Annotated in this window: 11 protein-coding genes; 6 read left to right on the top strand and 5 right to left on the bottom strand. The window is 55.9% G+C overall.

Annotation, left to right across the window (positions count from 1 at the left end; all coding sequences use genetic code 11):
• Nucleotides 1–41: 41 nt before the first annotated feature.
• Nucleotides 42–974 carry an AEC family transporter gene (locus DW806_RS03590; protein ID WP_118729118.1) on the bottom strand — a complete coding sequence of 311 codons (933 nt, stop codon included), beginning with the start codon at nucleotides 972–974 and terminating at the stop codon, nucleotides 42–44.
• 125 nt (nucleotides 975–1099) lie between these two features.
• Nucleotides 1100–2770 (bottom strand): formate--tetrahydrofolate ligase, encoded by a 1671-nt coding sequence (locus DW806_RS03585; protein WP_118729117.1) that lies wholly within the window; start codon nucleotides 2768–2770, stop codon nucleotides 1100–1102.
• 499 nt (nucleotides 2771–3269) lie between these two features.
• Here DW806_RS03585 and DW806_RS03580 point away from each other — a divergent pair, with 499 nt between their 5' ends.
• From DW806_RS03580 to DW806_RS03565, 4 genes are all read left to right on the top strand, one after another.
• Complete coding sequence (locus tag DW806_RS03580) at nucleotides 3270–4415, top strand: FtsW/RodA/SpoVE family cell cycle protein (RefSeq protein WP_158578275.1); 1146 nt, start codon at nucleotides 3270–3272, stop codon at nucleotides 4413–4415.
• Nucleotides 4416–4468: 53 nt separating this feature from the next.
• Nucleotides 4469–5035 carry a hydrolase gene (locus DW806_RS03575; protein ID WP_118478860.1) on the top strand — a complete coding sequence of 189 codons (567 nt, stop codon included), beginning with the start codon at nucleotides 4469–4471 and terminating at the stop codon, nucleotides 5033–5035.
• A gap of 172 nt (nucleotides 5036–5207) precedes the next feature.
• The gene (locus DW806_RS03570; protein ID WP_158578274.1) at nucleotides 5208–7016 is read left to right on the top strand and encodes an N-acetylmuramoyl-L-alanine amidase; all 1809 of its coding nucleotides are present in this window, start codon (nucleotides 5208–5210) and stop codon (nucleotides 7014–7016) included.
• Nucleotides 7017–7072: 56 nt separating this feature from the next.
• Complete coding sequence (locus tag DW806_RS03565) at nucleotides 7073–7477, top strand: C-GCAxxG-C-C family protein (RefSeq protein ID WP_118729114.1); 405 nt, start codon at nucleotides 7073–7075, stop codon at nucleotides 7475–7477.
• A 365-nt stretch (nucleotides 7478–7842) separates the two neighbouring features.
• Here DW806_RS03565 and DW806_RS03560 read toward each other — a convergent pair whose 3' ends face one another.
• The 3 genes from DW806_RS03560 to DW806_RS03550 form a co-directional block, all read right to left on the bottom strand.
• The gene (locus DW806_RS03560) at nucleotides 7843–8409 is read right to left on the bottom strand and encodes a chromate transporter (protein WP_118729113.1); all 567 of its coding nucleotides are present in this window, start codon (nucleotides 8407–8409) and stop codon (nucleotides 7843–7845) included.
• A complete protein-coding gene (locus DW806_RS03555) occupies nucleotides 8406–8948 on the bottom strand; it encodes a chromate transporter (RefSeq protein WP_118729112.1) in 543 nt (180 codons plus the stop codon). Before DW806_RS03555 ends, DW806_RS03560 begins: the two co-directional genes overlap by 4 nt.
• 125 nt (nucleotides 8949–9073) lie before the next feature.
• Nucleotides 9074–9442, bottom strand: a complete 369-nt coding sequence (locus tag DW806_RS03550) for a VOC family protein (RefSeq protein WP_118360685.1) — start codon at nucleotides 9440–9442, stop codon at nucleotides 9074–9076.
• A gap of 168 nt (nucleotides 9443–9610) precedes the next feature.
• Here DW806_RS03550 and DW806_RS03545 point away from each other — a divergent pair, with 168 nt between their 5' ends.
• Both DW806_RS03545 and rplI read left to right on the top strand, forming a co-directional pair.
• Nucleotides 9611–11611, top strand: coding sequence for a DHH family phosphoesterase (locus DW806_RS03545; RefSeq protein WP_118729111.1), 2001 nt, complete (start codon nucleotides 9611–9613; stop codon nucleotides 11609–11611).
• Nucleotides 11612–11714: 103 nt separating this feature from the next.
• On the top strand, nucleotides 11715–12161 hold the full coding sequence (rplI, locus tag DW806_RS03540) for a 50S ribosomal protein L9 (protein WP_110436125.1): 447 nt from the start codon (nucleotides 11715–11717) through the stop codon (nucleotides 12159–12161).
• The last annotated feature ends 341 nt before the right edge of the window (nucleotides 12162–12502 follow it).

Here is a 12502-nt window from a genome sequence, read left to right as displayed (position 1 = left end):
AAAGAAACCCGTGTATTTCATTTGAAATACACGGGTTTTTGTTAAATAAGCACCTCGAACACCCATACCATCAGCGGCATGGTGAGAATGGAAAACAGCGTTGTGAGCACATACAGTGCGCTGGAATACTCAGCATCGCGGTCATAAAGCTGCGCCATCGAAGTAACCGTAGCGCATGCAGGCGTGATGCACGCGAGATACACGGTCAGCAGAATGCTGTGTCCATCCGGAATCCAGTTTGCCGCACCGATGACGCGAAGCAGCAGTACTGTGATAATCGGGCAGATAATCAGCCGCAGCAGCACAGGAACATAATGCCGACGGCGCATAAACAGCTGGCGGAGCGGCGTGTCCGCAATAACGATACCGGCCAGCAGCATGCCGATCGGGCCGACCATCGCGCCAAGCTGAGAAAACAAATCGTTCACCAGACCGGGCAGCGGCAGCCGCAGGATGAACAGTGCACCGCCGATCAAAATAGCGATGATATTGACATTGCCGATGATCTTTTTCCACTCGAAGCCGCGCGTACCGCAGAGCAGACTGCGGCAGTGCGTCCACAGGAGAACCTGCTGTACGACGAGGAACGCACAGGAATAGATCACATAATCCTCGCCGAGCAGCGCTCGCACCAACGGAATGACCAGAATGCCCGCATTCGTGTAGATGATGCAGGTGCGCTCGATCACATCCAGCCGCAGCGGACGGCGTAGCAGCCGCGCCAGCAGAAGAAGCAGCGCGTGCAGCGCAATCGCCAGTACAAAGGCGTACAGCAATCCGGTAACAACGGCAGGGGTGTAATCCACCTGAAAGGCGTTGATGATGACGCATGGCATAACCGCATACACCATCACGACCGACAGCACGCGGCTGTCCGCACTTTTGAGCAGCCGGGCCTTGACGAGCACGCAGCCGATCAGAAGAATGAGAAACAGCTCGGCAATCTGCTGCGCTAAAATAAGACTGATTTGCATAATATCACTTTCACAGCAAAAAAGAGGGAAAAGTGGAGAGCATACCGCAGCCGGTGTTCTCTCCACTCTTCATTTGCATTGTATTTAGGGCAATACCGCCGCAGCTTTAATTGTGCGGTGTTGCCTTAGAACAGACCGGTGATCTTACCGTTGCTGTCTACGTCGATCTTCTCTGCAGCCGGAACCTTGGGCAGACCGGGCATGGTCATGATCGAGCCGGTCTCTACAACAACAAAGCCTGCACCGGCAGCCAGACGAGCGGTGCGTACGTTGACAACAAATTCGGTCGGACGGCCGAGCAGCGATGCGTCATCGGAGAGTGAATACTGCGTCTTTGCAACGCAGACCGGCAGGTGGCCGTAGCCCATCTCGGTGATGTTTGCCAGCTCCTTCTTTGCGGCAGGCGCGATGGTCACGCCGAGTGCACCGTAAATCTCCTTGGCGATCTTGCGGATCTTGTCCTCGAGCGGGAGCGAATCCTCATACAGCATGTGGAAGTCGGCCTTGCCCTCGTCGAGCACAGCCAGAACCTCGTCGGCCAGCGCCTGACCGCCTTCGCCGCCCTTGGCAAATACCTCGGAGAGTGCTACGCGCACACCGCGCTCGGCACAGTGCTCGCGGATGAAATCCATCTCCTCGTCAGTGTCGGTCGGGAATGCGTTGACGGCAACAACGACCGGTACGCCGAACTTCTTCATGTTATCCAGATGTGCATCCAGATTGCAGATACCGTGCTTCAGCGCATCCATGTTCGGCTGATTGAGATCAGCCTTGGCTACACCGCCGTTGTACTTGAGCGCGCGGACGGTCGCAACCAGTACGATGCAGTCCGGAGCCAGTCCAGCCTTGCGGCACTTGATGTCCATGAATTTCTCTGCGCCGAGGTCAGCACCGAAGCCTGCCTCCGTGATGGCAATATCGCCCAGTTTGAGTGCCAGCTTGGTTGCCTGCACGCTGTTGCAGCCGTGTGCGATATTGGCGAACGGACCGCCGTGCATCAGACAGGGCGTGCCCTCGAGCGTCTGAATCAGGTTGGGCTTGATGGCATCCTTCATCAGTGCCGTCATGGCGCCCTCTGCATGCAGGTCGCGTGCGTAGATCGGCTTGCCGGTGTAGCTGTATGCCACCAGAATATCACCGAAACGCTTTTTCAGGTCGTCCAGATCAGCGGCCAGACACAGGATAGCCATAACCTCGGACGCTACGGTGATCATGAAGTGGTCCTCGCGCGGCACACCGTTCACCTTGCCGCCCAGACCGATGGTGATGTTGCGGAGAGCACGGTCGTTCATGTCCATTACGCGGGTGAACACAATACGGCGCGGATCAATGTTCAGCAGATTGCCCTGCTGCATGTGGTTGTCCAGCATGGCGCACAGCAGGTTGTTTGCTGCCGTGATGGCGTGCATATCGCCGGTAAAGTGCAGATTGATGTCCTCCATTGGAACAACCTGCGCGTAGCCGCCGCCTGCCGCGCCGCCCTTGATGCCGAATACCGGACCGAGAGACGGCTCACGCAGTGCGATAATCGCGTTTTTGCCCTGTTTGCACAGTGCCTGACCCAGACCGACCGAGGTCGTGGTCTTGCCCTCGCCGGCAGGCGTCGGGTTGATGGCGGTAACGAGGACCAGCTTGCCGTTTTCCTTTTCCTTCACCTTGGTCCACACGTCTGCGGACAGCTTTGCCTTGTACTTGCCGTACAGTTCCAGATCATCGGCATCCAGACCGGCAGCGGCGGCAACCTCGGTGATCGGGCGCATCTGACAGCCCTGTGCGATTTCAATATCGGATAACATGAAATTCCTCCTCTATTTTGCAGCGGGTAACATAATATATTCATTATATCAATACTTCGTCCGGTTTTCCATACAAGCACGCGAAAAATTTGCCGAAATTGTTACTCGCAAAGAGGGGTGTGTTGTGGTATCATATAGAAATGTAATTGAGGATGGAAAATGAGTGTGGCAGTGCAAAGCACTGCAATTTAAGGCAACACCGCACAATTAAAGCGGCGGCTCCTTGTGCAGGCTCCGGTCGCACTGCCGCGGTGCTTTGCGGAAATTTTGTGTCCTGACTTTGGCTTCGGTTCCTTGCGCGAGTTCCGTCCGCGCTGCCGAAGTTTTACGGTAATACATCAAGTATTACCGCAAAACTGTGCCTCGTCAGTACGCAAAATTTACTCGCAAATCACTCTTGTTCAATTATGCGGTATTGCCTTAATTCCGCCGCTTTGCGGCGATACCTTAATTTCCGATGCTCAATTCTCAATTTTCCATTTTGAAAGGGAGGGGTTTGATGGACACTGCTCGTTCCATTGTACACTCTGTTACGCATTATATCAAAAACACCGACCTGTATCTGATGCTGCTGGGACTGATCTGCTCGATCTACGGCATGTTCCTCATTTACTCGGCAACGCTCAACCCGGTGACGGCACTGGACGGCTCGACGAAAAACCTGTATGTACAGGGTGCCGCGATCATTCTCGGTCTGGCGGCATTTATTGCGCTCAGTCTGATTGACTTGGAAAATCTGGGCGACCTATGGAAAATATTCGTGATCGGCAACATTCTGCTGCAGTTTCTGCTGTTTACGCCGCTCGGCACTGAGGTCAACGGCCAGCGTGCATGGCTCAATCTGGGCGTGACAAGCCTGCAGCCGGGTGAGCTCGGCAAGCTGATCTTCATCTTCACGATTGCCGCGCACATGACCGAAATACAGGATCATATCACCGAATGGCGCGGACTGGTTTCGGTCGGTCTGCACACGCTGGTAATGATGGGGGCGGTCGTGCTCTCGTCGGGCGACACCGGCATGGCGATCCAGTACCTGATGATCGCGGTTATCATGCTGTTCTCGGCCGGTCTGCCGCTCAAGTGGCTGGGCATTGCTGCCGGAGTCGGTATCGCAAGCGTGCCGATCCTGTGGAATTATGTGCTCAAGGATTACCAGAAAACGCGCATCCTCGTGCTGTTTGACCCGTCCATTGACGTGGAGCAGTCCCGACAGGCGACCTACGGCAAGATCGCCATCGGCTCGGGGCAGTTCACCGGTCAGGGCTGGACCAACGGCACGATGACCCAGATGCAGTATGTGCCGGAGAACCAGACCGACTACATTTTCTCGGTCGCAGGTGAGGAACTGGGCTTCCTCGGCTGCCTGCTCATCATCATTCTGCTGATGGCGCTGATCATCCGTTTGTTTTATGTGGCGTACCGCGCCTCCACGCCGTTTTCGGCGCTGATTGCGGTCGGTGTAAGCGGCATGCTGCTGTTCCAGACCTTTATGAATATCTTTATGAATGTCGGTCTGCTGCCTGTCATGGGCCTGACGCTGCCGTTCTTCTCCTACGGCGGTACGTCTATCGTAACCATGTTCGCCGCGCTCGGCATCGCCGCAGGCGTCAGAATGCGAGAAAAGCCAAGCTGGCTGCAGAACTGATATGGGCACTCCCCCTATGCATACATTGAAAATGCCAGAAAGGATTTTGTAAAATGACCAGACAACAAGCATGGGAGCTTCTTCGCAGGTACAACGCGGAGCCGTTCCATTTACGGCATGCGCTGACGGTTGAGGGCGTCATGCGCTGTTTTGCGGAGCAGCGCGGCTATGACCCGGAATTCTGGGGCATTGTCGGCCTGCTGCACGACATTGATTTCGAGCAGTGGCCGGAGCAGCACTGTGTCAAGGCATCTGAGCTGCTGCGCGAAGGCGGTGCAGATGAGAGCATTATTCATGCGGTATGCAGCCACGGATGGGCGATTTGCGTGGACATCAAGCCGGAGCACGAGATGGAAAAGCTGCTGTATGCAGCCGATGAGCTGACTGGTCTGATCGGTGCGGCGGCGCTCATGCGCCCGTCCAAGAGCGTGCAGGACATGGAGCTCAAGAGCCTGAAGAAGAAATACAAGGATAAAAAGTTCGCGGCAGGCTGCTCGCGTGAGGTCATCGAGCGCGGCGCAGAGCTGTGCGGACTGACGCTCGAGGAGTTGTGGCAGCAAACGTTGGACGCCATGCGTTCCTGCGAGGATTCCATCAACAGGCAGATGGAAGAGATTTAAGGCAATATTGTACTTATATGGAATAACCGGGGCATTTGTAATATTACAAATGCCCCGGTTTCGTCATATTTCGTTGAAATGTGCCCCGTTTTGTGGTAAAATACCATCAAGAATGCCCGCAGCGGGCATGCAGGAAAGCAACCCATCGGCGAAACAGCATGGAGGTTCAAGAATGCGTTTCAAACGAATGATCGCGGTATTTCTGAGTGCGGCGATATATATGACAGCGGGTGCGGCGGCCGCAGAATTGCCGCAGGATGCTGTGGAGGCAGAAACCACAGCCGTCACGACCGAGACTGCCGCCGAGCGGGATCTGACACAGGATCTGCCGCAGGCGAGAGCGGTCGTCAGCGCGGCAAAGACCACGCACGCGTTTCAGCTCAACGGCAAGGCGGTGACCAATCCGCAGGCGTACTTAATTAACCGCTATAACTATTTTAAGCTGCGTGACGTAGCCTATCTGCTGCGCAACAGCACCGCAGAGTTTGAGGTGGGCTGGGAGAAATCCACCAACGTCATCACCCTGACGACCGGCAAAAATTACACCGCGGTCGGCGGAGAGCTGAATACGGCAGCACTGTCCAGTGCGGCAGGCAAACCCACCACGGCTATCGTCAAGGTGAACGGCAAAAAGGTTTCGTTTGACGGTTACATCATCAACGGAAACAACTACTACAAGATTGCCGATATGGCGGCTGCACTCGGTTTTACGGCGGATTACGACGTACCCAGCCGCACGGTTTCGCTTAAAACACCGACACCTGCACCGATTCCGGCTTCGTTCACGACCGGTGTGTACCGCGTTAACGTCCATTCGGCGCTGACCGTGCGCAGCGGTCCGGGCAAAACCTATTCCGAAGTCGGTGAGTACGCCAAGGATGCGCTGGTTATCGTGGACAAGCTGTCGAACGGCTGGGCACATCTGCTGGACAGCGCAGGCGGCAGCGGCCGTTACTGCAGCGCGGACTATCTGGTGCGCGTAAGGGATTACAATGCGGCGGTCGATAAGCAGACCGAGCCGACTATCTCCAAGCCGAGCGCACCTTCGACGCCGAGTACACCGGCGACTCCTGACGAGCCGACGACGCCGACTGAGCCGACAACGCCGGATACGCCCGCCGAGACGTTCACAAGCGGCGTGTACCGTGTAACCGTGGACTCCGAGCTGTCTGTCCGCTCGAGCCCGAGCACCTCCGGCACGCTGGTCGGCGTGCTGAAAAACGGCGCGGAAATCGCGGTTGACAGCATCAGCAACGGCTGGGCACATATTATGGATAACGCTTCGGGCAGCGGCCGCTACTGCAGTGCGGCTTACCTGACGCGCGTGCGCGACTACGTCAGCGGCGACGAGGATAACGATCCGATACAGCCGCCGCGCACCTCGCACATTGATGGCGTGATGACGGTCATTATCGACCCAGGTCACGGCGGCAGCGATGTCGGCGGGAACAACGGCGGTTCGCTCGATGAGAAGCATGTCAACCTGTATGTGGCGCAGTACCTCAAGCAGTATCTTGAGGCAGCCGGTGCAAAGGTTATCATGGTGCGCGATACCCTTGAGGAAGGCAGCGAGCTGACGCTGCGCGGCGCTGTTATGAAACAGTATGCGTCCTCGGCGGACCTGTTCTTTAGTATCCACCACAATGCAGCCAACACCACTGCACGCGGAGCGGAAATTCTGGCGCAGATTGCGGACAAGAACGGCGGCCCGACCAAAATTCTGGCGCAGGCGCTGCTCGACGAGTACGAAAAGCTGGGGGTTCCGATTCGCCAGATCGTGTTCCGCGAGGGCAGCCACGGCGATTATTATTACACCAACCGTGCAGCGGCGGCGCTGAATATTCCGGCGCTGACGAGTGAATTCTGCTTCATTGATAACGAGGAGGACCAGAAGTTCATCGACAGTGAGGAGGACTGGCAGAAGCAGGCGCGTGCACAGCGCAATGCGATCCTGTATTATTTCACGCAGGTACAGTATTAAATAAGTTGACCGCGTCGTTTACGGCGCGGTTTGCTTTGAAAAAGGAGATATTTGTTATGACAGAACGGGCAAAACTGGCACAGGATTTTCACGATCAGGGCTACAACTGCGCACAGGCGGTGGTCTGCGCGTACTGCGATCTGGTTGGTCTGGATAAGGAGACCGCCTATAAAATGTCGGAAGGCTTCGGCTTCGGCATGGGCTGCATGGAGATGTGCGGCGCGCTGAGCGGTGCGTTCATGCTCGCGGGCATGAAGAACAGCGCAGGAGCGGATCAGCCGGGCACGACCAAGGGTCAGACCTATAAGGTCACGAAAATGCTCAAGGAGAAGTTTGAGCAGAAGAACGGCGCGTATCTGTGCCGCGACCTCAAGGGCGTAGCCGACGGCAATGTACGGCGCTCCTGTCCGGGCTGCATTGAGGATGCGTGTGAGCTGATTGAGGAATACCTCACGAAATAAAAAGAAAATCCCTTTCTCGACTGAGAAAGGGATTGAGGCTGTCGAAAAACTTCGTTTTCCGAACAGCCTCTCGCTCGAAACCACGCTTTCGAGCGAATCTCGAAGAAAAACCGCGTCCTGCGGACACATTTTTTCTTCCCTTGTATAAATCCCGAGATACATGCTCCCGGAATTTATGAATTTGTAAAGCAAATTCGATTGAATGCGTGCTGCCGCACGAAGCATAAAAATCGAATATTGCTTTTTCGACAAGCTGAATCCCTTTCTCGACTGAGAAAGGGATTTTTTTGTGCAATTCGGAGGGCAGCGGCGGGATGCCCCATCCCGCCGTTCCACAGAGAATCTGCACGATAACAAATCAAAACTTACAGGTTAAACACCACACCGCACACCGCGCCAATCAAAATAAAAAAGATCGGGTGCAGCTTTTTGAGCTTCCAGATACCGAGCGACAGCACGAGAAAAATAATGATCGCCGGAACATTGATGACCGAGCCGAGACTTGCGATGCCTGACCAGTTTTCCGTATGCAGCAGCGCTGCGACAAACACCTCGAGCATTGCGCCGAAGATCAGACCCGCGGACGCCGGACGCAGGCCGTAAAAGCCGTTCTGGACCAGTGGAGAGTCACGAAACTTATCAAGCGCACGCGACACCAGAATGATGATGATGACCGACGGCAGCACAAGCGAGCAGGTCGCCATGAGGGCACCGGGAATGCCGGCCGCGTGGAAGCCGGCGTACGTTGCCGAGTTGACACCCATCGGACCGGGTGTGGATTCGGAGACTGCGATCATGTCCATCAGATCGTTCGGCGTGAACCACGGATACCGCAGCGAAATCTGCTTGAGGAAGGGCAGGGTCGCCAGTCCGCCGCCGATGGCGAACAGACCCGCCTTGAAAAATTCGTAAAACAGCTGAAGGAAGATCATGCGCGTCTCCTCCTGATCATGCCGATAGCGATACCGGCAATGGCGGCCACAATGACCATCACAACCGGCGATACGCCGAAGAAGGCGACAGCCGCGAACGTAACGAGCAGGATAACGCTGGTCGGCACGTCAACAACGCCCTTTTTCGCCATTTTCCACACGGACTGCAGCACGAGCGCGCAGACCGCGATGCGGATTCCGGCAAACGCGTGCTGCACGACAGCGAGATGCGCAAACTGCTGGATAAATGCGGCGATAATCGTGATAATAATCAGCGATGGCGTGATCATGCCCGCCGTGGCGGCAATGCCGCCGAGAATGCCGTGCGTTTTGTAGCCGATGAACGTGGCGGTGTTCACCGCGATAACGCCCGGGGTGCACTGACCGATGGCGTAGTAGTCCATCAGCTCGTCCTCAGTTGTCCAGTGGCGGTTTTCAACGACCTCGCGCTGCAGAATCGGCAGCATGGCATAGCCGCCGCCGAACGTGCATACGCCAATCCGTGCACATGTGAGGTATAGATCAAGGTAAGGATTCAAATGATACAGTCCTTTCGTCAGGAGATAACTTCAATAGTATACACCCGTTGTCGAAAAATGAACAGAATAATCCTGTTAAGAGAATGAAAAAAACGCTCAAAGCAGCAGCTCCAAGCGTTTTCTGTTTACTTTGCGGGAATGACCTCCAGCCAGTAGCCGTCCGGGTCGGAGATGAAATAGATGCCCATTGCCGGATTTTCAAAGCAGATGCAGTCCATTTCCTTATGCTTTGCGTGCGCGGCATCGAAATCATCCACGCGGAAGGCAAGGTGGAACTCGTTGTCACCGAGGTTGTACGGCTTGTCCCAGTCGCGCAGCCACGTCAGCTCGAGCAGATGCGGCGTTACGCCATCGGTCAGGTATACAATAATGAAGCTGCCGTCCGGTGCGTTGATGCGGCTGGATTCGGTCAGACCGAGAGCCTCCTTATAAAAAGAAAGCGAGCGGTCCAGATTGCAGACATTAAAATTGTTGTGTGCAAACGAAAATTGCATAATGATATCCTCCTGAATGCGAATCTACGGTTACTGTACCATGAAGCCGCAGAAATTGCAAGCGGACGGCGAAAAGATACAAAACCGGTTTGCATTTAGTGTTGAAATTTCTACAATGGCTTGCTATAATTAGGTTGAATATTTGCGTCCCCAAAAGGAGGCAGGGGTTTGAAAAAGAGATTACAGAAGATGCTGGCTCCCAACAGCGTAATGTTTTATGTGCTGTTTTTCCTGTTTGCGGTCGTGGGACTTTATTTCTCCCGCGTGTACGGTGCGGCGGGTATTGTGGTGTGTATCATCCTACGGATTGTTTCGCTGCGCATGAATGCGGCACGGCGGCGGCAGGTGCAGGAGCTGATGAACAACATCGAGGTAGATGGCGGAGAGATCCGTCCGGCGGTGACACGCTCGCCGCTGCCGACAGCTGTTGCGCTGGCTACCACGGGCGAGATCGTATGGGCGAATGACGCATTTGCGGAAATCAGCGGTCGGGGGACTGCGGTAAGCGGCGTTCGCATGGGCGAGATCGCACCGACGTTTGAGACCGGCTGGCTCATCAAGGGACAGACCGCGTTCCCGGGAGAGCTTGGCATCGGCAAGCGGCAGTACCATGTATTCGGCAGTATGGTGCAGAGCGGTGCGGGACAGCTGATGATGCTGCATTTCATCGACTGCACCGAGTTTGTCCGTCTGCGGGATGCGGCTGAGACTACCCGTCCGGCTATCGCGGTTATCGCAATCGACAACTACGAGGAGCTGGTCAAGAACACCACCGACTCGGAAAAATCCAACATTCTGGCGGGCATTGATAAACGTCTGTTTGCTTGGGTGAAGGACTCGAGCGCCGTACTGCGCAAGTACGACCGCGACAAGTATATCTTCGTGATCGAAAACGCCGAGCTGGACAAGCTGGTCGCGCGCAAGTTCTCCGTTCTGCAGGAGGTGCGCGAAATTGAGAACCACGAGGGCGTTGTAGCTACCCTGTCCATCGGTATCGGACGCGACGGCGAAACGCTTGCAGAAAGCTATCAGTTTGCCGGACTCGCTGTCGACATGGCGCTGTCCCGCGGCGGCGACCAGGCGGTTATCAAGAATAAATTTAACTTTGCTTTCTTCGGCGGATTGAGCGAGGAAGTCGAGAAGCGCACCAAGGTCAAGAGCCGCGTGGTTGCCAACGCACTCAGCCAGCTGATCCGCGACTCGTCTCAGGTGCTGGTCATGGGCCACAAGAACAGCGATATGGACGCCATCGGCGCTGCTGCCGGTATGGTCTGTGCCGCGCGTGTCAAGGGCAGACCGGTGCACATTGTTGTGGACCGTCAGCACACCATGGCAAATGACCTGATCGAACGGCTGGAAACCCAGTCTGAGTACAAGGGCGTGTTCATCAGCGCCGAGGATGCGATGATCGCGTGCGATTTCAACACGCTGCTTATCGTGGTGGACGTAAACCGTCCCGGCTATGTGGAGAGCGCGGCGCTGCTCGAATCCATCAACAAGATCGCAGTCATTGATCATCACCGCCGTGCGGCAGATTATATCGAGAACGCAGTCGTATCCCTGCACGAGCCGTATGCGTCGTCCGCATCCGAGCTGGTCAGCGAGCTGCTGCAGTATCTTGTGCCGACCAGCGGCATCCTCACCTGCGAGGCGGAAGCCATGCTGGCAGGTATTTATCTGGATACCAAGGGCTTTGCAACGCGCACCGGCGTCCGCACATTTGAGGCGGCAGCGTATCTGCGCCGCGCAGGTGCGGAGTCGAGCGATGTCAAGCGCCTGTTCCAGTCCAGCTTTGACCAGTATATGGAACGTCAGAAGCTGATCTCGTCCGCGCGCAACTGCGGTCAGGGCGTTATCTTCGCTATCACCGGCGAGGAGGTAGACCGTATTGCGGCCGCACAGGCAGCAGACGAGCTGCTGTCCATCATCGGCACACATGCAAGCGTTGTTGCGTTCCGCAGCGGCGATGATATGGCGGTTTCCGCTCGTGCGGCAGGCCACGTCAATGTGCAGCTGCTGATGGAGAGACTCGGCGGCGGCGGCAACCATTCGGCGGCCGGTGCACAGCTAAAAAACACCACGCCGGAGGAGGCCGACAAGCTGATCACGGATGCCATTCGCGGCTACTTCGACGATCAGCGGACCGAGAAACAGGACGAAAACAAATAACAGTCTGTCGGAAAAGGCGTTTCACGACAGCCGTAATTAGACCGAAAAGCAGGCGAAGCTGTTCGCCGCATTCGATATAGCAAACACAAAAGGAGTAATCACCATGAAAGTAATTCTCAAGGCCGACGTTAAGGGCAAGGGCAAAAAGGGCGAGCTGATCGAGGTCAGCGAGGGCTACGGCCGCAACTTCCTGATGCCGCGCGGTCTGGCAGAGCCGGCAACCGCGGATAACCTGAACGTCAAGAAGGCGCAGGATGAGGCACACGCACGCAAGATCGCACTCGAGCAGCAGGCAGCCCGCGAGGCAGCCGAGAAGCTCAAGGAGAGCCCGGTAAAGGTTCCGGCCAAGGGCGGCACGGGCGGCCGTCTGTTCGGCGCTGTTACCTCCAAGGAAATCGCTGAGGAGCTGAACAAGCAGTACGGTCTGAACGTACCGAAGCAGAAGATCGTGCTCGAGGAGCCGATCAAGACCTTCGGTGTACACCGCGTAAAGGCAAAGCTGTATCAGGATATCGCAGGCGAGATTCTGGTGCAGGTAGTCGAGGCCTAACCTGCACCTATAGGGGGTATCCAATACCCCCTATATACGCCGGTCGGTTCCGGAGAAACCGACCGGCGATACCCCCGGACGCGCCCCAAGGGCGCTGGGTCGAGGTGTAAAAAGTCACGCGCATGTCGCGACTTTTTACGGACACGGCAATGCCGTGTCCTATTTCATGCCGTGCGTGGAACGCACGGTCGCTGCGGCGGGACCGAGATGCTCGCCGTACCATTCGGTACGGCTGCATCTGAGGTTGCGCTTTGCAAGCAAAGCGGGATTTGATTGACGCAGGCTATGCCTGCGTTGTCATTTTTCGTTCTTCATTCGCAATTCTCCATTTTCCATTTTCC

Origin of the sequence: Butyricicoccus sp. AM32-19, from assembly GCF_003480365.1 — a bacterium.
Lineage (GTDB): Bacteria > Bacillota > Clostridia > Oscillospirales > Butyricicoccaceae > Agathobaculum > Agathobaculum butyriciproducens.
Note: the sequence above shows the minus strand (reverse complement) of the source record. Positions and strands in the feature narration are given on the sequence as shown.